We start from the raw sequence: 22,841 nt of genomic DNA on the forward strand, positions 1-22,841 counted from the left end.
GACTACATGAAATTATCTCATTTTCAATTTAATTTACCAAAAGAACTTTTAGCTGAATTTCCAGCTGAAAACAGAGATGAATCTCGTTTGATGGTAATTGATCGTAAAAAACAAACTATAGAGCACAAAATGTTCAAAGATGTAATCAATTACTTTGATGATGGTGATGTTCTTATTTTAAATAATACTAAAGTTTTTCCTGCTCGTCTGTACGGGAACAAAGAAAAAACTGGAGCAAGAATTGAAGTTTTCTTATTAAGAGAACTTAATTCAGAGCAACGCCTTTGGGATGTTTTGGTTGATCCAGCTCGTAAAATCCGTATCGGAAATAAATTATACTTTGGTGATGACGATTCGTTGGTTGCTGAGGTAATCGATAATACTACTTCTCGTGGTAGAACATTACGTTTCCTTTATGATGGTTCTTACGAAGAATTCAGAAATAAATTAACAGAACTTGGAGAAACTCCAATTCCTAAATATATCAGTAGAGACGTAACTCCAGAAGATGCTGAAAGATATCAAACGATATACGCTAAAGAAGAAGGAGCTGTTGCAGCACCGACTGCTGGACTGCATTTCTCAAAACACCTTTTGAAAAAACTAGAAATTAAAGGAATAAAATTTGCAGAAGTAACACTTCACGTAGGTTTAGGAACTTTTAATCCTGTTGAGGTTGAAGATTTATCAAAACACAAAATGGATTCAGAAGAGTTAATTATTACTCCAGAAGCTTGTGAAATTGTTAATAATGCAAAAGCAAAGAAAAAACGTATTTGCGCTGTAGGAACAACTTCAATGCGTGCTATTGAAAGTTCTGTTTCATCACAAAATACATTAAATCCTTTTGAAGGGTGGACAAATAAATTTATTTTCCCTCCTCATGATTTTAGTATTGCAAATTGTATGATTACAAATTTCCATACACCAAAATCAACATTATTAATGATGATTTCTGCATTTTGTGGACATGATTTAATGAAAAGAGCATATGATGAAGCTATAAAAGAAGGATATAAATTCTACTCTTATGGTGATGCAATGCTTATTATCTAAGAAATATACAATAAGGTTAATTCATAAGTCTCGCTAGTAATAGCGAGATTTTTTTTTTGACTAATCTTTAACACAGGCTTATAACTTTCTTTTTTTGTGTTAGGTCTTTTTTTTCTACATTTACCAAACAAAATTCAAACAATGACTTTCGAAAACACCCGCGAATTTGCTCAAAAGCTTGATTCACAAGATATATTAAATAAATATCAGGATGAATTTATTTTTCCTGAAGTGAATAATAAAAAGGTTATTTATTTTACTGGAAATTCTTTAGGATTGCAACCTAAACGTACAAAATCTTACGTTGATGAAGTAATGACTGATTGGGCAAATCTAGCCGTTGAAGGCCATTTTTATGCTGAAAAACCTTGGTGGGATTATCAGGAACGTTTTGCTAAGCCACTTAGTAAAATTGTAGGAGCTTTGCCAAGTGAAGTTACTGTGATGAATACATTAACAGTTAACCTTCACTTATTGATGGTTTCTTTTTATAGACCAACAGCAACAAGATATAAGATTATTTGCGAAGAAAAAGCATTTCCATCAGATCAATATATGTTTCAAAGTCAGGTACATTTTCATGGCTATAAAACAGAAGATACTATTGTAGAAATTAAGCGTCGTGAAGGAGAGCACAATATCCGATTAGAAGATATTTTGGCAAAAATTGAAGAAGTAGGAGATGAATTGGCTTTGGTATTAATTGGAGGAGTGAATTATTACACAGGGCAAGTTTTTGATATGAAAACGATTACTGCAGCTGGGCAAAAAGTAGGAGCCAAAGTAGGTTGGGATTTAGCACATGCAGCAGGAAATATAAAATTAGAATTGCACGATTGGAATGTTGATTTCGCCGCTTGGTGTAGTTACAAATATATGAACTCAGGGCCAGGAAATGCATCTGGTTGCTTTGTGCACGAAAAACATCACAACAATCCAGATTTGCCACGTTTTGCAGGTTGGTGGGGACATAATAAAGAGCGACGTTTTAAAATGGAACCCAATTTTGATCCAGTTCATGGAGCAGATGGTTGGCAGATAAGTAATTTACCAGTATTATCTTTAGCACCTTACCTAGCATCAGTAGAAATGTTTGATGAAGTAGGAATGGATGCTCTAATTGCAAAAAGAGACACCATAACAGCTTATTTAGAGTTTATTCTACATGAAATAGACAAAGAAGTAAAAGGTAACTTTGAAGTTATTACTCCTGCTAACCCTAAGGAAAGAGCATCACAACTATCTGTGTTTTTGCATGGAGAAGGACGCAGTTTATTTGATTATTTAATGAAAAATGGTGTTATTACTGATTGGCGTGAACCTAACGTTATTCGTTTAGCTCCAGTTCCGTTGTATTGTTCTTTTGAAGATATGTATGAATTTGGACAAGTTTTAAAAAGAGGAATTTTAGAATAATCTAAATTTAAATAAATAAAATATTTTAAAGTCAGTTAATTCAAATGTTATGAGTTGGCTGACTTTTTTGCATCGTTTAATTTTATAACGATCTCTTGAAATTATGTAATCACATACAAAAAGTTTAGGCTTTACTTTGCTATGTTAGTAAGAACCTAAAAATTACAATCATGAAAACATTATATTTAATACTATTCTCTTTTGCGATTATCTCGTGTCAGAATCAAGGGAAGATAGATATTCAGAAAGCTAAACAAGCGAGTATTGACTCTATGAAAGTTGAAATTAATAAGCAAAAAGTTATTGATTCAATGAAAACAGAGATGGCAAAAGTTCAGGAAGAAAAGGAGAAAGCTCAGGTAGAAGCAGTACCACAAAAGGTAGTAGTGGTTAATCAACAAGCACCAGCTGTTGCTGCCACGCCAAAGAAAAAAGGATGGAGTTCGACTGCAAAAGGAGCTGTAATTGGAGCTGGAGTAGGAGCTGTTACTGGAGCAATTATCAGTAAGAAAAAAGGGGAAGGCGCAATAATAGGAGGATTAGCAGGTGCAGGAGTTGGAGCAGGAACTGGAGCAATTATAGATGGGAAAAAGAAAAAAGAATAGAAGAGACTACTATTCTTCGAATAAATGTTAGTTATATTCAAATAGAAAAACCACCTCAAATTAATTTTAGAGGTGGTTTTTTGCACAATAAAGAAAAAAATTAATTGTTATGTTGGAATGGCTATAGCAATTAGCTTGGTTCTGTAATCATCAAATTGATCTTGAATTCTTGTCTTCTCATTTTTGAAGTAAGGAGAAGATGAAAGAAGATTTTCATAATAGGCAATTCCACTTAAGAGATTGTCTTTAAAAGCTTGTAATTTTTTAGTTTGTGCGGCTGTTATTTCTGCCGTAATATTTTCAATATCTTTCTTAAAATAATCCAAGTACATTTTTAATTCCTTTACGAATAGATTTGGACGATTATCGACACGTATAACCGACTTATTTCCATAAATGTGTTGTACCATGTCAGATAAAGATACTTCTTGGTCAAAATAGGCCATATTTGGACCAGGACAGATAACAACACCTTGAGCTTGCCCTTTGATCTTGATATCATTCTCAATATAAGAAGCATTCGCTAGTCCTACACATAAACATGATTTCTCAGTAATAGCAGCTTTAGATTTTTCATAAGATGCTGGAGAAAGAGTGTCTTTTATAGTTTCTAATTCAGCTAATTTTAAATCCTGAAATTTTTTAGAAGCAGAGCAAGTTCCTTTTGGGTCATATTCTTTGCTTAAAGCCAAAAATTTCTTTGGACAAGAGCTACCTGCTTTATTATCGTGAATACGCTTTTGTTTAAGAACTTCATTGGATGTTCCTCTCAGGGTGTTAAAAGGTACGCCTAAAGGAGAAATATGACTTAAATATAAATCCTCCTCTTGGGCTTTCATTAATAAGTTGCGAGTAGGCTGATCAACAGATGTAGCTTCAGGAACTAGTAAAAAAGGAGTTCCCCAACCCACAGAATCTACATTATAATTATCTAGTAAAAATTCATGTTCTTCGGCAGTTCCTACACCTCCTTGTACGGTAATTTTAAGGGGTAAAGGATTTTCGGGAACTAGAAATTGTTTTTGCTGTAACGCTTTTACCATCAAATCATGAGCAGATTGAATCAATTGGTCTTTTTTCTGTTTGAATTCTTCTAAGATAGGACCTAATAATAAACCTTCGGTAGCAAATGCATGCCCACCACAATTTAATCCAGACTCAATACGATATTCAGAAACCCATAGCCCTTTTTTAGCCAAAAAATTACCTTGAATCATAGCAGATCTAAAGTCGCTTACTTTAAGAATAATTTTCTTTTTAAGCTCGTTATTACTATCAGGGAAAAAATCTGGAAAGTTCTCGAAGTAGCTATATAATCTAGGATTCATGCCTGCAGAAAGAACTAAAGAAGATTCTAAATTACTGTTAGCAAAACCGCGAAGTGCTGCATGAGCATCATTAAATTCAATAGGTAATTGTTCGTCTTTGATAAAGTTATCTTTATCCAGTTTAGTCATGATGTTTACATCGATAGCACCTGTAGAAAGATGTGATTCAATATAGTTTTGGATGTTTTCTTTAAAAGAAATACCATCTTCCATTAAGTTTAGAATCCCTTTTTTTATCTCAGAACTATTAGGTAGCATCGAGATATAATTTTCTAGAGCTTGTTTGCTTTCAGATAATTCGGTTTTGAAACTTTCAAATTTTTGTTTTACGATTTTGTCTACTAAGTTTAAGTAGGTTGTAATGCGTTTGGCTCTGTAATCGTGAATTTTTTGACTTATTTCCTGATAAGAAGAATTGAACTTTTCAGAATAAAAAGCGGTCATCTTTTCAATTAACTCATCATCTGCAATCGAAATTACGGATGAAATACCATATTTAGCTACTCGAATCGGGCTGTCAATAGTATAAGCGAGTCCCATTACAGGAATATGAAAAGAGTGTATAGGGGGTTTTGTCATTTGCTATTATTATAAAATTTAATAAATGACAAATGTTGTAAAATCATTTTATTTAAAAACTGATATATATCATGTTTATAGCGGATTAAGTTTGTTTTTCTTCAGAATGATTAAATTAAAATCTTCTTAAAAGATGTAGCTATACTTCTCCATAAAAAATTATAAAAGGATTTTTCTTGGATTCGTTCCAGTTCTATTTCAGCTTTTTTAGCTTCATTATCAGAGTCTTTTTTAAGAATTAAATTGGCTAAAGAACTTTTTAATTTTGCTTCTTTTTCGGGGTTTTTCTTTTTGTATAAAGTAACTTTTAAGTCCTTGTATTTTAAACTGGCATTTCCTGTGGCTTTTTTATCGTTTCCGGTAATATCAAAATGATAATCATCAAAAGTACCTTTAAACGAAGTATTAGTATATGGTTTTGTAAACGCATACATTGACTGAACATCAAATTTTGCAATGCTTCCTTTTATACGAAAACCATCGTTTTTATCCAGAACGTTTAATGTCCAATGTACATTTAAAGGAGAGTTTTTCATAAAAAGACAATTGATTTTGATATCTAAATCGGCTACCTTTTTTAATCCAAAACCACTCTGCAGATTTGTAGCGTTTAAGTTAAAACGACTGAAAGTTAATATTGCAGAACCTTTCTGGAAATTGATTTCTTCTTCGTATACTAATTTTGAATTTTGGATAGAAAGAGTATCAATTTTTAAAGGGAACGGAATTTTTCTAAGCAAAGTGTTGTAGAGTGGTTTTTTGCTTACATCATCTTCAGGCATTTTATTCCGATAGATATTTGCATCTAAATCGTCAAAAACAATAGAATTTGCATTAAAGAAGAACACATCATTTTTAAAGCCCCAATTCATCGAATTGATATTAATGTCCGTTGCTGTTACGGTGAAAAGATCTTTTTCTTTAGTTATTTTCTGTACAAATTGATGACGAGAATATAAAGGGATATAACTGAAGTTTTTTGCTTTTAATGAATGATTATTAGTTGCTATTTTCAAAGCATTAATAGTGTAAAACGAGTTGGGTTTGTAATATGTGCTATCACAATTTAGAGCATATTTTTGATACGAAAAGGGGATTTTCTGTTTAAGTGTTTCTTCATTAATAAGAATTCCTTCTAACACAAGGGCAATATTTCGTGTGTATAAAATGGGTTTGTTTGTTTTGGTAGACATAATATCTAAACTCGCTTTATTGAGATAAATATTAGAAACAACAATGATTTTTTGAAAAGGCTCGATTATTTGTGTGCGGATGCTATTGCTATTGTCGATTGCTTTTTCATCTTTTTTGTATAATATTACCCGAGCACGATCAATCGTGATACTTTTGGCGCGTAAAACATCATTAAATACAAGATTCCAAATACTAAAATCGTTTATAGCAACTGTCTCGATTTTAGAATAAATTCCAATTTTGGTAGCATTATCTTTAGGCGCATTTTTAGGATTGACAACAATGTTAGATGCATAGATGTCTGCCGACCAAAGGTCAATTTTTATATCTTCGTAAGTAATCTGATACGGTGTTTTATTATTGTCCTGAATGATTTTAGGAAGTTGTTTTTTTACCCAAAAATTTAATCCTGAGTTTATTAAAAACAAGAGGGCTATAAGCGAAAGGATTCCTATAATTATTTTTTTATTTAAAGCCATCTAGTGCATATTTTATTTTAAATATATAAATTTAAAGACTTAAAAGGAATAACTTTTAGATACAATTGTGATTTTGATAATAATACATTTCGTTAAAATATTTATTTATACAATTTAGAAACATGAAAAAAATCAAAAAAATACTGTTTATTTTGTTCTTACTGCTTGTTATTTTAGGAATAGGTTTGTGTACTTATATTTTTCATTTAAAACCAAAGTATGAGGGAGAAGTAAAACTGAAAAACATTCAAAAAGAGACTACGGTATATTTTGATGATTTTGGAGTACCACATATTTATGCTAATTCTCAAAAAGAGGCTATGACGGTTTTAGGGTATGTGCATGCTCAGGATCGGTTGTGGCAAATGGAGCTAATGCGTCGCATAGCATCAGGACGATTGTCAGAAATTTTTGGTTCGGTAATGCTAAAAAATGATAAGTTCTTTTCTGGTTTGGGAATAGAAGAAGCATCAGAGAAAGCAATCGCACAATTAGATAAAAATAGTCAGAGTTATCAATTGACAATGGCTTATCTGGATGGAATTAACCAATATATGGATGAAGGAGTAACGCCAATAGAGTTTCAATTAGTTGGCGTGAAAAAACAAAAATTTACTATAAAAGATGTGTACAATATTTTCGGATATATGTCATTTAGTTTTGCAATTGCTCAAAAGACAGATCCCTTAATGACTGATATTCGTAATAAATATGGAAATGAATATTTAAAAGATTTTGGTTTAAATGGCGAATTGAATACTACACAAATAAGAAATGCAAAAGAAACCCAAGAAGAGTATGCTGTAATTTCAAAATCGGTTGCTTCACTTCTTGAAAAATCTCCAATTCCACCATTTATAGGAAGTAATAGTTGGGTAATAGCTCCACAGAGAACAAAAAATGGTAAAGTTATTTTTGCTAATGATCCCCATATTGGGTTTTCACAGCCAGGAACATGGTACGAGGCTCATATAGCAACCCCAGATTTTGAATTGTATGGCTGTTATTTGGCAGGAACACCATATCCTTTATTAGGGCATAATAGAGATTATGCTTATGGATTAACAATGTTTGAAAACGATGACATTGATTTTTATCAAGAAGAAAATAAGCAGGGAGATTCTAATGAGTATAAGACACCAAAGGGTTATGAAAAATATGGGACCAGAAAGAAAATTATAAAAGTAAAAGATTCATCAGATGTTGTTGTAGATGTCAAGATAAGCCGACATGGGCCTATTATGAATGGATTAATAGAAGATTTAAAGAGTAGCACTAAGCCAATAGCAATGTCTTGGGTTTACACACAACAGCCAATAAAAATTCTAGATGCTGTTTATGGTATTTCGCATGCTAAAAATAAAAATGATTTTAAGAAGGCAGTCAGCCTTATTGCTGCGCCTGGATTAAATGTGATGTATGGAGATGCAAAAGGTAATGTAGGCTGGTGGGCAACAGGAACGTTATACAAACATAATAAAGGAGTAAATCCTAATTTTATTCTAGATGGAGCAAGTGGTAAAGAGGATATTGCTGAATATTTAGACTTTTCTAAAAATCCATCAGCAGAGAATCCAAAATGGGGTTATGTATATTCGGCAAATAACCAACCAGAAGCCATCGATGGATTTTTATATCCAGGATATTATTTACCCGAAGATCGTGCTAAAAGAATTACACAATTGCTCGATGCAAAATCGGATTGGGATAAAGAAGCGGTTAGTAAAATGATTTTTGATAATACCACAATAGTTGCTCCAACGGTAGTCGAGAATTTAATTTTGAATGTTAAAAATGAATCGCTTACAGCAAATGAAAAACAGGTGCTTTCTATTCTTAAAGATTGGAAAGGAACTAATAATGTACAAGATGTAGCGCCTACGATTTATAATAAATGGGTGTATGTGTATTTGAAAAATACTTTTGAGGATGAATTGGGAGAAGAAAATTTTAAAAATTTATTGGAGACCCATCTTGTAAAACAAATTATAGCAAAACAAATACAAAATGAAAATTCAGTTTGGTGGGATAATATATTGACTAAAAATGTAAAAGAAACGAAGAAAGACATTCTAGTAAAATCATTTCATGAAGCAATAACAAGACTTGAAAAACAATTAGGGACTAATGTTCAAGATTGGAAATGGGAAAAGGTACATACAGTAGAGTATCACCATCCATTAGGACAAGTGGCCGCTTTGCGAGGGATTTTTAATGCAGGGCCTTTTGCGGTTTCGGGATCGTCAGAGGTAATTAATAATCAGTTTTTTGATTTTACAGACAAAGGGATTTATGATATAAAGGGCGGTCCATCGACAAGAAGAGTTGTTGATTTTTCGGATATAGAGAATAGTTGGAGTATTTTGCCAACAGGACAATCTGGAAATCCGTTTAGTAAACATTATACAGATCAAGCAGTACTTTATAATGCAGGAAAGTTTCGAAAAATGAAATTAAATAAAGAAGAAATTATAAAAACATCTACCAAATTAATTTTTAAACCTAAATAATAAAAAAGGAAGAGTTTACATTCGGGGTTATTTTATTATGTAATTGATTGCATGGAGGGTTAAAAAAAACTTTTTTTTGGAGATAAAAAAAATACTACATGAGTTACTATTTATAAGAGTCTAGTAGATGTCATTTGCAAAGAAAATGTCGAACGGATCTTTTCGGAAGAGGCATGACTAAACATTTATTTGATTTATAGCCTATTCTATAGATTATATACTTATTTTTACGATTCGTATAATTACATTTTTTTTTTAATGCAAACTCCACTTAAAATTGCTGTTGTAGGTTCTGGATTAGTTGGCTCATTGTTGGCAATTTACCTTAAAAAGGAAGGACATGAAGTTCATGTTTATGATCGAAGTCCAGATATTCGTAAAATTAATTTTTCAGGACGATCGATAAATTTAGCGATGTCCAATCGAGGATGGAAAGCGTTAGATGGCGTTGGTGTTGGAGATGCAGTTCGTGAAATTGCAATTCCGATGGATAAACGAGCCATACATTTAGTCGATAAGCTTAATTTTCAGAATTACGGACAAGAAGGCGAAAGTATTTATTCGATTTCTAGAGGAACCTTAAATCGTAAGATGATTGATTTAGCAGAAAATGTAGGAGCTGAATTTTTCTTTGAACAAAAAATATGGGATGTAACTTTAAACGATGCTACATTACATATTGGAGAAACGGAAAGAGGGGAGTGGGAAGAAAAAAAATATGATATGGTTTTTGGGGCTGATGGTGCTTTCTCGAGAATTCGTCATCGTATGCAACGCCAAAGCATGTTTAATTATTCGCAAGAGTTTTTGAATATGGGATATAAAGAATTAAATATTCCTGCAAATCCAGATGCAACACATAAACTAGATAAAAACTCTTTTCATATTTGGCCACGTGGAGAATATATGCTTATTGCATTGCCTAACTTAGATGGTAGCTTTACGTGTACTTTGTTTATGCCTTTTGAAGGAGAAAATTCTTTTGCATCGTTAACAGATAGAAAACAAGTAGAAGACTTTTTTGAGAAAAACTTTCCAGATTCTATAGAGGTAATACCAAAATTAGCCGAAGATTTCTTTAATAATCCAACAAGTACATTGGTGACTATGAAATGTTTTCCTTGGACTTACAATGATAAAATTGCTTTAATAGGTGATGCATGTCATGCTATTGTACCTTTTTATGGACAGGGAATGAATGCTGGTTTTGAAGATATAACAGTTCTATATGAAATGATGCTTAAATATGGAGACGATTGGAAGACAGTTTTCTCTGAATATGAAATTTCACGTAAGCCAAATGCAGATGCAATAGCAGAGCTTTCCTATCGAAATTTTATGGAAATGAGCACTAAAACTGCCGATGAAAAATTCTTGTTGCAAAAGAAGATAGAAAAAGCTTTTTCGGATAAGCACCCAGATAAATGGATTCCACTTTATAGCCGTGTTACTTTTAGTGAACGTCCTTATGCTGAAGCATTGGCAATTGGAGATTTCCAAAATACAATTATGGAAGAAGTTTTAAGAACCGATAATATCGAAAATATCTGGAACACACCCGAAATCGAAAATAAGATTCTGGAGTTGTTGCAAAAATAACTACAATATCAAAAAACAATATCAAGTCAAAAATCAATAGTATTTGCAATTTAAAATTGTAATTGATTTTTGACTTGATATTGTAATTGTTTCTTACTTCTTAAACATTTTTGATAAAACACCAAATACACCTCTTATAAAGGTAGCACTTGTTACTACTTTTAGTACTGATTTACCAACGACACTTGCAGTACTTGGCTCACTACTTGCCTTCTTTGAAGTTTTTTCTTCTTCTTGTGAGCTTGCTGCTTGTTCAGCATCACTAATTTTTTTGGTTAGTATTTCGTAAGCACTTTCGCGGTCGATTACTTCACTATATTTTTTAACTAATTTAGATTTCTGATTGATTTCCTGGATTTCACTTTCAGTCAGTACGTCCATTCTGCTCATAGGAGCTCTCATCATAGTTGCTACCAATGGTGTTGGAACCCCTTTTTCGTTTAATGCAGTAACAAGAGCTTCTCCTATACCTAAACTAGTAAGTAGTTCATCTGTTTTATAATATTTAGAGGTAGGGTAGTTGTCGGCTGTTTTTTTGATGGCCTGTCTGTCGTTAGCAGTAAAAGCTCTCAAGGCATGCTGAATTTTTAATCCCAATTGAGCCAAAACACCACTTGGAACATCCATTGGGTTTTGAGTTACAAAATAAACCCCAACACCTTTAGATCGGATAAGTTTTACAATAGTCTCAATTTGTTCCAGTAATACTTTGCTGGCTTCGTTAAAGATTAAATGAGCTTCATCTATAAAAATGACTAATTCAGGCTGGTCAACATCTCCCTTTTCTGGCATTTGTTGGTATATCTCAGCAAGTAAGCTTAACATAAAAGTCGAGAATAACTTGGGTTTATCCTGAATATCCGTTAAACGAATGATATTTACATATCCCTTTCCATTTTCATCAATGCGCATCAAGTCGTCAATTTCGAATGATAACTCACCAAAAAAGATATCCGCTCCTTGTTGTTCAAGTTCGATTATCTTTCTTAAGATTGTTCCAGTTGTAGCAGTAGATATCTTACCGTAGCTGGCTGCGATTTCATCTTTACCTTCCTCAGTAATATAGTTAATGACCTTTTTAATGTCTTTTAAGTCTAATAAAGGCATTTTGTTATCATCACAATATTTAAAAATAACCGAAATAACACCCGATTGCGTATCGTTTAATCCTAGGATTCTAGAAAATAAAACAGGCCCAAACTCCGAAATAGTAGCGCGTAATCTAACCCCACTTTGTTCAGAAAGACTCATTAATTCTACAGGAAATTGAGATGTTTTATATGGGATATCAATTTTAGCATGGCGTTCAGTAATAAAAGGTTTTTCTTCCCCTTCTTTTGCAATACCACTAAAATCTCCCTTAATATCCATCATCAAAACGGGGATTCCAGCAAGTGAAAGTTGTTCGGATAGTACCTGGATTGTCTTTGTTTTTCCAGTTCCTGTAGCACCAGCGATTAATCCGTGACGATTTAAAGTCTTTAAAGGTATTTTAACGTGTACATTTAGAGGTTCACCATCATAGATTGCTCCGCCAAGAATAATACTTTCTCCCTTGGTTTGGTAACCATCATTTATATTTTGAATAAATTCGTCTTTTTGGCTCATATTTGTGTAACATTAATTCAGTTGCAAGATATTGTTTTTTTCTTAAATCGTTTAATTTAGAGATGTTAGCGTAAAAAAAATCTGTTTTTGTTAAAAATAAAAATAAAAAATATTTTCTTAACATATAATGAAGATTTTGGCAGATTGTGTTTCTTTTTACTAAAACGTTGTAAATTTTATCATAAATAATTATTTTTTAACTTCGATTTTATCTAAAATACAATTAAGGGGGTTCGATATTTTTTATGTTTAGGTTAAATTAATTGGAATAAAACTGAAAAAAGTTTTTTTATTTAAACTAAAAATATAAATTTGCTCCACTACAAGTTTATTATAACTAAAAAATAAAAATTATTTAAAACTATTAAAATTAAAAAAAATGGCAAACGTTAAAGTTAAAAAAGAAAGTACTTCAAATGGCGGAGGAATGGTGTCTGGATTGATTATTGCAGCATGTATTTTTGTGGGTTGGTGTATTTGGAATTTCCTAATGGGATCTCCTTCGAATTTTGAAGGTGGTACTGTTGAAGGGCATCCATTAAATATATTAGGTATGGTTTACCATGGAGGTATTATCGTTCCAATTTTGTTAGGTATGTTATTAATGGTTCTTGTGTTTTCTATCGAAAGATATACAGTTATCACTAAAGCCGCTGGAAAAGTAAACTTGGATAAATTTATGAAAAGTGTTCAAGGAAGTATTAAAGAAGGAAACATTGATGCAGCTATCGCTTCATGTGACAAACAACAAGGTTCAGTTGCAAATGCAATTAAATCAGCTTTAATTAAATACCAAGAAGTTAAAAAAGAAGGATTCAATAGTGAAGAAGCTTCAGAAACTATTCACAAAGAAATCGAAGAGGTAACTTCATTAGAAATGCCAATGTTAGAGAAAAACATGACAATTATCTCAGCTTTAGTATCTTTAGGTACATTAGGAGGATTGTTAGGAACAGTATCTGGTATGATTAAAGCATTTAGCGCGTTAGCTTCTACAGGTACTCCTGATCAAGCTGCACTTGCAAATGGTATTTCTGAAGCACTTGTAAATACTGCAACTGGTATTAGTACTTCTATCTTTGCAATTATTGCTTACAACTTCTTTACATCTAAAATTGACGATTTAACTTACTCTATCGATGAGGCAGGTACTACTATCGTTAATACTTACAGACATTTCAGAGGAAGTTTAAGACAATAAATAATTTTTTAGCATGATTATTGCTAAATTTAAAAATAAAAGATAATGGCAAAAATAAAAATGAAAAAAAAGTCAATGTCTACGGACATGACTGCCATGTGTGATGTTGCGTTTCTTTTGTTGACATTCTTTATTTTGACTGCTACTGCAAAAGTGCCTGAGGCACTTCCTGTAGACACGCCTTCATCTACTGTGCAAACTAAATTACCTGAAACGGATTTAGCGACTATTACAATAGGAAAAGGAAAAGTATTTTTTGATTTAAAAGGAAGAGAAGTTCGTAAAAGAACTTTGGAGCTTATGTCAGAAAAATATGGTGTTGCTTTTACTGATGATGATAAAACTGAATTCTCTTTGATGGAAGGATTCGGAGTTCCGATTACAAATCTGAAAGAAATCATAGAAATGAAAGCGGCTGATAGAAGTAAAGCTGGTCAACCTGGTATTCCTAAAGATTCTTTAGATAATCAGTTAAAAGAATGGATTTACAATGCGCGTATTGCAAATATTGAAGTTGCTGATAAAGAATTGCAATTCGCTATAAAAGGTGATGCAAAGGAAGAATATCCTGCAATTCGTAAAGTAATGGATATTTTGCAAGATCAAAAAATCAATACCTTTAACTTAGTTACTGGTTTGAGAGGAAAAGACTTTTAATTAAAAAACATACACTAAAATGGCTGAATTAAATACCGGCGACGGTGGAGGCGGAAAAGGTGGTAAAGTAAGAAGTAAAAAACAAAACGCAAAAGTAGATTTAACTGCGATGGTGGATTTGGCTTTCTTATTGATTACATTCTTTATGCTTACCACAACGTTGTCAAAGCCTCAATCGATGAGCTTGGGGTTGCCAGATAAAAGCGATGATAAGACTAAAAAAGACGATATAAAAGTTGATGAAAATCGTACTATGACTCTGATGTTAGGTGCTGATAATAAGTTAACTTATTATATGGGATTGCTTGAAACTCCTATCGCTGGACCTAAAGAAATTGCTTACGGTAAAGACGGGATTCGTAAAGAATTGTTAAGCAGAAAAAAATCTGTATTAGAATATTCTGCTGGAATTGGGAAACCAAAAAACGGTATTATTGTGATCATTAAACCGACTAAAAAATCTACCTACAAAAATTTGGTTGATATCTTGGATGAAATGGCTATTACTGGTGTAGAAACCTATGCAATTGTTAATGAGTTTTCACCAGAGGAAGCAAAATTGGTAGATAAAAAATAAGAGCAATCTTATCTTTTAACACCCTAATAATCAATAAAAATGAAATTAGATATTATAAAAAACCAGTGGCTTGATATCGTATTCGAAGGGCGTAATAAGATATATGGTGCATATGAGCTAAGAAAATCTAATCAGAAAACTACGGTAAGAGCGCTTATCATAGGGTCTATTATTTTTTCACTTCTTATTGCTGCTCCAGTTATCGCGAACCTTTTGCCAGATTCTAAAACAGAAGATGGTCCTAAGGATATTAAGATTACCACTGTAAAATTACCTCCTAAGAAAGAGGAAATTAAACCTAATCTTCCGCCTCCACCACCGCCACCTCCAAAAGTGGATCAAGTGAAGTTTGTGAAGCCGGTTGTAGCAAAAGCTAATGAAGTAACTGAAGAGCCACCAAAATTAGTGGAGCTTAAAGAGAAAAAAATTGGTGCTGAAACTATTAAAGGAGATCCAGATGCAGTATTAACTGTAGAACCAGTAGGTACAGGAACTGCAGCAGTAGTTGAAGAAGATAACCAAGTGTATAACACTGCAGGTATCGAAGTTAAACCAGAATTCCCTGGAGGAATTGAAAAATTCTACAAATTTGTAGCTAATAATTATAGAACTCCAGAAGAAGAAGGTTTAAAAGGTAAAGTTTACGTTACTTTCGTAGTTGAAAAAGACGGATCATTAACAGACATTAAAGTTTTAAGAGATATAGGTTACGGAACGGGACCAGAGGCTATTAGAGTTTTAAAGAAGTGTCCGAAATGGAACCCTGGAGAACAAAATGGTAAAAAAGTTAGAGTATTATACTCTCTTCCTATTACTATCCAAACTGCAGAGTAATGTTGAAACAACTGCTTGATAATATTAAGAAGAAATCGCTAAAAGAGCGATTTCTTCTTGTTTTAGGAATGTTCTTCTTCCTGATGTATTTCGTGATAGGTTTAGCCATCATTTTTTGGAAAACTTTGCCAATTGCAATGGAATATAAGTATAGAGTTGCTTTTGGTGTATTATTAATTGTATATTCGTTTATTAGATTTGTTAGATTTTTTAATTCAAATACAGACTAGACATGTTTAAGAATAGTAAAGTTTTGTTATTAGTAGTATTGGGTTTCTTGTTTGTTACTTGTAATCAGAAAGAGAAGGGTAAAAATGAAAAAGAAACTATACTTAAAGGCAGTATGGATATTGCTGTAGATGAAACATTGGTTCCCATTGTTGAAGATCAGGTAGCTGTTTTTGAAGGAACTTATGATGCAAAAATTACTATCAAGCCTAAATCTGAAGCTGAAATTATTAATGATTTATTGAATCAAAAAACTTCTGTTGCTTTTACTGCACGTGATTTAACTAAAGAAGAGAGAGACGTTTTTAATAAAAAGAAAATAGTACCTAAAGTAACGCCAGTTGCTATAGATGCAATTGCATTTATTTCAAACAAAGACAATAATGATACTTTAATTGCGTTGAAAAGTGTAATTAATTTTATGCAAGGAAAACCTGAAGCAAATATTAAAGGATTAGTCTTTGATAACCCAAATTCGAGTACATTACGATATTTAAAAACTTTAGCAGAAATTAAAGATGTTCCTAAAGAAGGTATTTTTTCATTTAAAACGAATGAAGAAGTAATTAAATTCGTATCCGAAAATAACGGAATGATTGGAGTTGTTGGAGTAAATTGGTTATCACAACCTTCTCCTGAATTAAAAAAATATGTGGCTAAAGTAAATGTGTTGAGTGTAAAAGGTCTTAAAAGTGATAAATTTATAGCCCCAACTCAAAACAACATTGCAGAAGAGACTTATCCTTTGGCACGTGATTTGTATATTATAAATTGTCAAGGTTACTCTGGATTAGGTATAGGGTTTGCTTCTTTTGTTGGAGGAGATATTGGACAAAGAATAGTCTTAAAATCAGGATTATTGCCAATACGAGTTCCAGGAAGAAAGCTCAATATTAGAAATGAAATTATTAAAGAAAAAGAATAAATTAATTATAATAGAGATGAATAAATTTAAAATTTTTAGTGTTGCATTAATGGCGACAGCTGCCGGAGCTTATGCGCAAGATATAAGTCAAGCTAAAAAAGCTATCGATGCTGAGCAATTTGAAAAAGCAAAAACAGTTCTACAATCAATTATTAAAGCAAAACCAGCAGATGGTGAGGCTCCATTTATATTGGGTAATGTTTACTTAAGTCAACAAGTTGCTGACTCAGCTAAGATATATTATCTAAATAGTGTGGCTGCTTCTAGTCGTGCTAATCTTGGTTATATTGGTTTAGGTCAATTAGATTTAGATAACAAAAATACAACGGCCGCTCAAGCAAATTTTGCTTCTGCTATAAAGCCAATGAAAAGAAAAGATGTAGAAGAGTTTGTCTACATTGGTAGAGCATACATGAATTCTGTTAACCCAGATTACAAAAGTGCCATTACTACTTTAAACCGTGCATTAGCTATAGATCCACAAAATGCTCAAGTACTTTTAGCACTTGGTGACGCATATTATGGAGATAATAACCAAAATGAAGCTTATAAATCATACCGTAATGCATTTCAAGCTGATCCAACTTTGTTGAGAGCAAAAATGCAGCTTGGGGTATTGTTAAAAGGTGCAAAATCTTATGATGAAGCTATTAAAGCATTCAACGAAGTTATTGCTTTAGATGCTAATTATGGTCCTGTTTATAGAGAATTAGCTGAAACATATTACAAATGGGCAAGAAATAAGCCTTCTACAAGAGAAGTTAATTATAAAAAAGCGATTACTAATTACGAGAAATATCTAACTCTTACAGATTACTCTATTCATTCTAGAATGCGTCATGCAGATTTCTTAATTTTAGTTGAAGACTATAAAGCTTTAGAGAAAGAAGCGAATGAAATGATTAAGTTAGATAAAGTAAATCCTAGAATTTTTAGATATTTAGGGTATGCTGCTTATGAAAATGGTAACGTAGATGTAGCTATTAAGTCATTAGAAGATTATGTAAAAAATCCTTCAAACAAAATTATTGCTAAAGATTATTTGTATTTAGGTTTTGCAAAAATTAAAAAAGGAACAAGTGCTGATGGTGCTTCAATTGATCCAGCTGCATTCGAAGCAGGTTTAGTTGAAATTAGAAAAGCTGTAGCGATGGAACCTTTGGCAGTTCAAGATTTAGGTGATCTTGGAAAAGCATTGTTTGGTAAAAAACTATATAAAGAAGCTGCCGCGCTTTTTGAATTTGGTACTAAAGTTCCGGAGTCTGCAACTTACTTAGATGATAATGTTTATTACGGATTATCTATATTCTATGATAATAATAAAGCTAATGTTAAGCCAGATCCTATTGCTTTACAAAAAGCAGATGCTGCATTTGTAAATGTACTTACTGCTTCACCAACTTATCAAGAAGCTTACTTGTATAGAGCAAGAACAAATAGATTACTTGAGAATGACGAAGTGATGACTAAGAACTATGAAGATTATATTGCGAAAACTACTGAAAAAGGAGATGAAGAACTTGCTAAACCAGCAGTTAAGACTAAATTCATAGAAGCTTACAATAATATTGCAGCTAGTTATGCAAATACAGATAAAGCAAAAGCAATTGAATATTTCAATAAAACTTTAGCATTAGATCCTACAAATGCATATGCAACACAGTCTTTGAATACTTTAAAATAATTTAAAGATTAATACTATTTTTGAAACCGATAACTCTATGAGTTGTCGGTTTTTTTATTGTTCCATTTTTTATTGACTATCTTTGCACTTTAAAATTTAGTAATGTTATCAAAAGAAATACAATTAGAAGTAAATAAAGGTGCAATGTTACCCTTGATGGAAGAGTTTTATACGATTCAAGGAGAAGGATTTCATACAGGAACAGCAGCTTATTTTATCCGTATTGGTGGGTGTGATGTTGGTTGCCATTGGTGTGATGTTAAAGAAAGTTGGAATGCAGAATTGCATCCACCAACAAGTGTTGACTTAATTGTGAGTAATGCTAGTAAATCAGCTGATACAGTTGTTGTTACAGGTGGTGAGCCGTTAACATGGGACATGACTATACTGACGAAGGAATTGAAAAATAAAAATTTGAAAGTCCACATTGAAACCTCAGGGGCTTACCCGTTAACAGGAACGTGGGATTGGATCTGCCTTTCACCAAAAAAGAACAAATTACCTACACAAACAGTTTATGATAATGCCCATGAGCTAAAGGTGATCATTTATAATAAGCATGATTTTATTTTTGCCGAAGAACAAGCTGAATTGGTAAATGGGAATGCAATATTATTTCTTCAGCCAGAATGGAGTAAGAAAGAAGAGATGACACCACTTATTGTTGAGTATGTAATGAACAATCCAAAATGGAGAGTATCACTTCAGACACATAAATATTTGAATATTCCTTAACAAAAGTGATGTTTATAAAATAAAACAAAAGCCTTTTCATGTACGAAAAGGCTTTTGTTTTTTTGTGGTGCTATGTGAAAAGACAATAGGGGTAAAAATTATACATATTGAGTAAAATAGTTTCAGTTTGTATTTAGTTCGTGATGCCTTTTTTGGATTACCATCCTTTTTGTTTCTTTAAACCAGTAATATGAGCCAGATGGTGATTTCCATGCCATGCATAAGTTCCGATTATCTGTTTAAGAGAGACTATTGAATTGTTTTCGGGATGAATAAAAGTTTTCTCCAAATCAGCTTTAGATAAGTTTTTCATGATGTAGCCTAAACGAAAATGTAAACCTTCTAGTAAAGACAAAGTAGGTTGTATTGGCATTGTTAGATTGTCAGGTAACTCAGCCCATAGATCTTCGTGATATGCTTTTATTATTGGATTGTCTTCAGTTAAAGCCCATTTTATTCTTATAAAACAATTCATATGACTTTCTGCGCAATGATGAATGAGTTGTCTTACAGTCCAGCCTTCTGGTCGGTATGGGGTGTTAAGTTGTTCGTCGGATAAATTAATGACTTCCTTTTTTAATCTTTCCGGAAAAGTGGAAATCTCTTCGATTTTGATTGAAATATAATCAGGAGAATACGTGTCAGGTGTTATAAATTTTCCAATTGGGTATTTTAGTTTCTCTAAATCTAAATTTTCCATTTTTTTTATGTTTTATTTTTAAACAGTAAGTCTAGCTAAATAATCATAATGCTCTCCTTCTAAAACCAGTTCGCACTTAAACCCGTTTGCTATAGCGGCATTTTGAAGTGTGTTGTAATCTAAGTATAGCCATTCAAAAGCAGATTCTTTTTCTCCTTTATAAGAGATGTTAAAAATAACTTCTCCATAATATTCAGTATCTGATGGAATCCATTTTCCGCCATCTTCATCTTCATCAAACATATATATTATGTCAGAACTATCAAGTAAGATTTGTCCTCCAGGATTCAAGAGAGATTTTAGCTTCGATAAAAATTTATTACAATTTTGTAGTTTTCCAAAAATCCCCACGCCATTCATTAGTGATATAATTGTGTCGTATTTTTCTACTTCAAGAGTCAGTACATCTTGTACTCTCGCATTTTTTATACCACGAAGTTTGCAAGTTTCGATGGCTTTTTCAGAAATGTCTATCGAAGTTACATCAAGTTTCTTTTCGTTCTGTAAGTATAAACTGTGGCTTCCCGAACCGCAACCTACATCAAGTATTTTTCCTTTGGCAAGTTCCAATGCTTTTTGTTCCAGTTTAGGCATTTCATTATAGGAGCGAAATAAATAAGCAACACTCATTTCGTCTGCTTCAGAAATTGTAGTTTCGGTAATTAAATCCTCTGGCGAATTGTTGGTCTGGAAATCCAGTATTGCTTTCCCAAAAAGGTCTTTCATCGTATTTTAGTTCAAAGTTTAAGGTTTCGAGTTTAAAGTTGTTTAATTTTGCAGTTCAACTTTAAATCTTAAACTTGAAAGAAATTTTAAACAACTTAAATAAGTTGGCCAAAGATAAGCATATCGAAAACAAAAAGTATTTCGATAAGCTTAAAAAGAAACAACCTAAGAATTTAGATTATGTAATGCAGGAATTGCATGATGCTGAATTTAGGAAAACAGATTGCTTAAAATGTGCTAACTGTTGCAAAACAACAGGGCCGTTATTTACGGATGCGGATATCGAGCGTATCTCGAAACATTTACGACAAAAGCCACAACAGTTTATTGAACAATACCTTCGTATAGATGAAGACAAGGATTATGTTTTGCAAAGTGTCCCATGTACTTTCTTAGATAATGAAAACTATTGTATGATTTATGATGTGCGACCTAAAGCATGTCGTGAATTCCCGCACACAGATCGCAAAAAGTTCCAGCAAATTTCTGATTTAACTCTTAAAAATGTTGCAATGTGCCCAGCAGCATTTAATATTGTAGAAGCAATGAAAAAACGCCTGCCTCTATAAAGGAAGACTTCTGCCTTAAATATTTCGTAATTGTTTTTACGAGTAATTTAAGTTTACTTATTAAACCGTATTTTTGAACTTATAAAAAAAGACACCCAATTAAATTGAATCTAGAATATTTTATAGCCAAAAGACTCATTACTGCCAAAGATCATAAAAGTAGTATCTCTGCACCAATTATAAAAATTGCAATCTCAGCCATTGCTATTGGAATAATAATGATGTTGGTTTCGGTAGCAACTGGAATTGGATTGCAAAAAAAAATTCGAGAAAAAGTATCAGCTTTTAATGGGCAGGTAATTATTTCCAATTACGACAACAATCAGTCGGAGGTGACAATCAGTCCAATTTCCATAAAACAAGATTTTTATCCTAAGTTTACTTCAATTCCAGAAGTAAGCCATATTCAGGCAATAGCAAGCAAAGCAGGGATAATAAGAACGGAAGCAGCTTTTGAGGGGATTATATTTAAAGGAGTTGGTGCCGATTATGATTGGAATAATATAAAGGAGTATCTAGTTGAAGGAAAGCTTCCAGATTTTACTAAAGCTATTAATGAAGAAGTTTTGTTATCTCGCTTTCTTGCCGACAGACTAAATTTAAAAGTAGGAGATGCGTTCAATACATTCTTTATAAAAGAAGATCAGAATAAATTGCCAAATGTGCGTAGGTTGAAAATTGCAGGAATATTCAATTCAGGATTTCAAGATTTCGATGCTACCTATATAATAGGTGATATTCGCCATATACAGCGTATTAATAAATGGACTCCAGATCAGGTAGGGGCATTTGAGGTTTTCTTGAAAGACTTTGGAAGTATAAAAACAACAGGGGATAAAATTTACCAGCAAACATCATCAACACTTGATACAAAAACCATCATTGAGAAATATAGTTATATTTTTGATTGGTTAGAGCTCTTCGATTTTAATATACTAGTTATCTTAGGTATCATGATTATTGTTGCGACAATAAATATGGTAGTTGCATTGTTGGTTTTAATATTAGAACGTACACAAATGATAGGGATTTTAAAGGCATTAGGTGCTAACAACTGGGTCATTCGTAAAATATTCCTTTATAATGCGTTTTACCTTATATTAAGAGGACTGTTTTGGGGGAACCTTATTGGGATTTCACTTTTGTTAATTCAACAACATTTTGGAATAATCCAACTTAATCCAGAAAACTATTATGTCAATCAAGCACCGGTTTATCTTAACTGGGGATATGTATTATTACTAAACCTGCTAACCATAACAGTTTGTTTTCTGGTGTTATTGATTCCTTCCTATATAATAACGAAGATTTCTCCGGTAAAAGCAATACGATTTGATTAGTCTTTATTAGTTCTCATTTCGATTTCTAGGATTCTGATTGATTTTTCAGAAGCTTTTACCTGCTATTTGCTTCAATCTTTCCCTTTTTAAAGAGAAAAGGGAAAGGATTTACGCTTCTATCAGGGCTAGATGTGCAAAAACAAACTACCTGCAAAAACGGAAACCCGCTAAAAAGGGGTATTGCAATGAAATGGCTATCGGAAATACTTACAAAACACAAAAAAGAACAAGTCGTAAAGTCAAAGTTATCAATGTGTTAAGAAATAAACGTAAAATAAACCCAAAAATGCA

The 22,841-nt window shown here is 32.4% G+C and carries 20 protein-coding genes; 15 read left to right on the plus strand and 5 right to left on the minus strand.

The genetic code is table 11. The features are described 5' to 3' along the window. The first annotated feature begins 6 nt into the window (after positions 1 to 6). From queA to LPB87_RS12455, 3 genes are all read left to right on the plus strand, one after another. Positions 7 to 1,056 carry a tRNA preQ1(34) S-adenosylmethionine ribosyltransferase-isomerase QueA gene (queA, locus tag LPB87_RS12445; RefSeq protein WP_129540714.1) on the plus strand — a complete coding sequence of 350 codons (1,050 nt, stop codon included), beginning with the start codon at positions 7 to 9 and terminating at the stop codon, positions 1,054 to 1,056. Positions 1,057 to 1,197: 141 nt separating this feature from the next. Then, positions 1,198 to 2,472, plus strand: coding sequence for a kynureninase (gene kynU / locus LPB87_RS12450; protein WP_230728094.1), 1,275 nt, complete (start codon positions 1,198 to 1,200; stop codon positions 2,470 to 2,472). 170 nt (positions 2,473 to 2,642) lie between these two features. Further along, positions 2,643 to 3,077, plus strand: coding sequence for a glycine zipper family protein (locus tag LPB87_RS12455; protein ID WP_230728095.1), 435 nt, complete (start codon positions 2,643 to 2,645; stop codon positions 3,075 to 3,077). A 107-nt stretch (positions 3,078 to 3,184) separates the two neighbouring features. Here the strand turns inward: LPB87_RS12455 and LPB87_RS12460 are convergent, their stop codons facing one another. Continuing rightward, entirely contained in the window at positions 3,185 to 4,984 is a 1,800-nt protein-coding gene (locus tag LPB87_RS12460) for a hypothetical protein (RefSeq protein WP_230728096.1), read from the minus strand. A 110-nt stretch (positions 4,985 to 5,094) separates the two neighbouring features. Then, positions 5,095 to 6,657, minus strand: a complete 1,563-nt coding sequence (locus LPB87_RS12465; RefSeq protein ID WP_230728097.1) for a hypothetical protein — start codon at positions 6,655 to 6,657, stop codon at positions 5,095 to 5,097. Positions 6,658 to 6,779: 122 nt separating this feature from the next. Between LPB87_RS12465 and LPB87_RS12470 the strand changes: the two genes are divergently transcribed. After that, the gene (locus LPB87_RS12470) at positions 6,780 to 9,167 is read left to right on the plus strand and encodes a penicillin acylase family protein (RefSeq protein ID WP_230728098.1); all 2,388 of its coding nucleotides are present in this window, start codon (positions 6,780 to 6,782) and stop codon (positions 9,165 to 9,167) included. A gap of 258 nt (positions 9,168 to 9,425) precedes the next feature. Further along, positions 9,426 to 10,766, plus strand: a complete 1,341-nt coding sequence (locus LPB87_RS12475) for an NAD(P)/FAD-dependent oxidoreductase (RefSeq protein ID WP_230728099.1) — start codon at positions 9,426 to 9,428, stop codon at positions 10,764 to 10,766. Between the two features lie 93 nt (positions 10,767 to 10,859). Here LPB87_RS12475 and LPB87_RS12480 read toward each other — a convergent pair whose 3' ends face one another. Then, positions 10,860 to 12,374 (minus strand): helicase HerA-like domain-containing protein, encoded by a 1,515-nt coding sequence (locus LPB87_RS12480; protein ID WP_230728100.1) that lies wholly within the window; start codon positions 12,372 to 12,374, stop codon positions 10,860 to 10,862. Between the two features lie 379 nt (positions 12,375 to 12,753). Between LPB87_RS12480 and LPB87_RS12485 the strand changes: the two genes are divergently transcribed. From LPB87_RS12485 to LPB87_RS12520, 8 genes are all read left to right on the plus strand, one after another. Next, the gene (locus LPB87_RS12485; RefSeq protein ID WP_129540722.1) at positions 12,754 to 13,575 is read left to right on the plus strand and encodes a MotA/TolQ/ExbB proton channel family protein; all 822 of its coding nucleotides are present in this window, start codon (positions 12,754 to 12,756) and stop codon (positions 13,573 to 13,575) included. Positions 13,576 to 13,620: 45 nt separating this feature from the next. Further along, positions 13,621 to 14,232, plus strand: a complete 612-nt coding sequence (locus tag LPB87_RS12490) for a biopolymer transporter ExbD (protein ID WP_230728101.1) — start codon at positions 13,621 to 13,623, stop codon at positions 14,230 to 14,232. A 19-nt stretch (positions 14,233 to 14,251) separates the two neighbouring features. After that, on the plus strand, positions 14,252 to 14,809 hold the full coding sequence (locus LPB87_RS12495; protein WP_230728102.1) for a biopolymer transporter ExbD: 558 nt from the start codon (positions 14,252 to 14,254) through the stop codon (positions 14,807 to 14,809). Positions 14,810 to 14,848: 39 nt separating this feature from the next. Beyond that, entirely contained in the window at positions 14,849 to 15,643 is a 795-nt protein-coding gene (locus LPB87_RS12500; protein ID WP_129540725.1) for an energy transducer TonB, read from the plus strand. Continuing rightward, complete coding sequence (locus LPB87_RS12505; protein ID WP_129540726.1) at positions 15,643 to 15,873, plus strand: hypothetical protein; 231 nt, start codon at positions 15,643 to 15,645, stop codon at positions 15,871 to 15,873. Before LPB87_RS12500 ends, LPB87_RS12505 begins: the two co-directional genes overlap by 1 nt. A 2-nt stretch (positions 15,874 to 15,875) precedes the next feature. Then, a complete protein-coding gene (locus tag LPB87_RS12510; RefSeq protein ID WP_230728103.1) occupies positions 15,876 to 16,796 on the plus strand; it encodes a substrate-binding domain-containing protein in 921 nt (306 codons plus the stop codon). A gap of 16 nt (positions 16,797 to 16,812) precedes the next feature. Beyond that, on the plus strand, positions 16,813 to 18,480 hold the full coding sequence (locus tag LPB87_RS12515; RefSeq protein WP_230728104.1) for a tetratricopeptide repeat protein: 1,668 nt from the start codon (positions 16,813 to 16,815) through the stop codon (positions 18,478 to 18,480). 102 nt (positions 18,481 to 18,582) lie between these two features. Continuing rightward, positions 18,583 to 19,215: a 7-carboxy-7-deazaguanine synthase QueE gene (locus LPB87_RS12520; RefSeq protein WP_129540729.1), complete on the plus strand. Its 633-nt coding sequence runs from the start codon at positions 18,583 to 18,585 to the stop codon at positions 19,213 to 19,215. Positions 19,216 to 19,372: 157 nt separating this feature from the next. On the opposite strand, the gene LPB87_RS12525 is transcribed toward LPB87_RS12520, so the two are convergent. Together LPB87_RS12525 and LPB87_RS12530 are read right to left on the minus strand one after the other, a co-directional pair. Further along, positions 19,373 to 19,915 (minus strand): YfiT family bacillithiol transferase, encoded by a 543-nt coding sequence (locus LPB87_RS12525; protein WP_230728105.1) that lies wholly within the window; start codon positions 19,913 to 19,915, stop codon positions 19,373 to 19,375. A gap of 18 nt (positions 19,916 to 19,933) precedes the next feature. Beyond that, on the minus strand, positions 19,934 to 20,641 hold the full coding sequence (locus LPB87_RS12530) for a class I SAM-dependent methyltransferase (RefSeq protein ID WP_230728106.1): 708 nt from the start codon (positions 20,639 to 20,641) through the stop codon (positions 19,934 to 19,936). Positions 20,642 to 20,715: 74 nt separating this feature from the next. Here LPB87_RS12530 and LPB87_RS12535 point away from each other — a divergent pair, with 74 nt between their 5' ends. After that, complete coding sequence (locus LPB87_RS12535) at positions 20,716 to 21,210, plus strand: YkgJ family cysteine cluster protein (protein WP_129540731.1); 495 nt, start codon at positions 20,716 to 20,718, stop codon at positions 21,208 to 21,210. Positions 21,211 to 21,314: 104 nt separating this feature from the next. Continuing rightward, positions 21,315 to 22,550, plus strand: coding sequence for an FtsX-like permease family protein (locus LPB87_RS12540; protein ID WP_129540732.1), 1,236 nt, complete (start codon positions 21,315 to 21,317; stop codon positions 22,548 to 22,550). Positions 22,551 to 22,841: the final 291 nt, after the last annotated feature.

Origin of the sequence: Flavobacterium sp. EDS (assembly GCF_020991525.1) — a bacterium.
In the GTDB taxonomy this organism is placed as follows: Bacteria; Bacteroidota; Bacteroidia; order Flavobacteriales; family Flavobacteriaceae; genus Flavobacterium.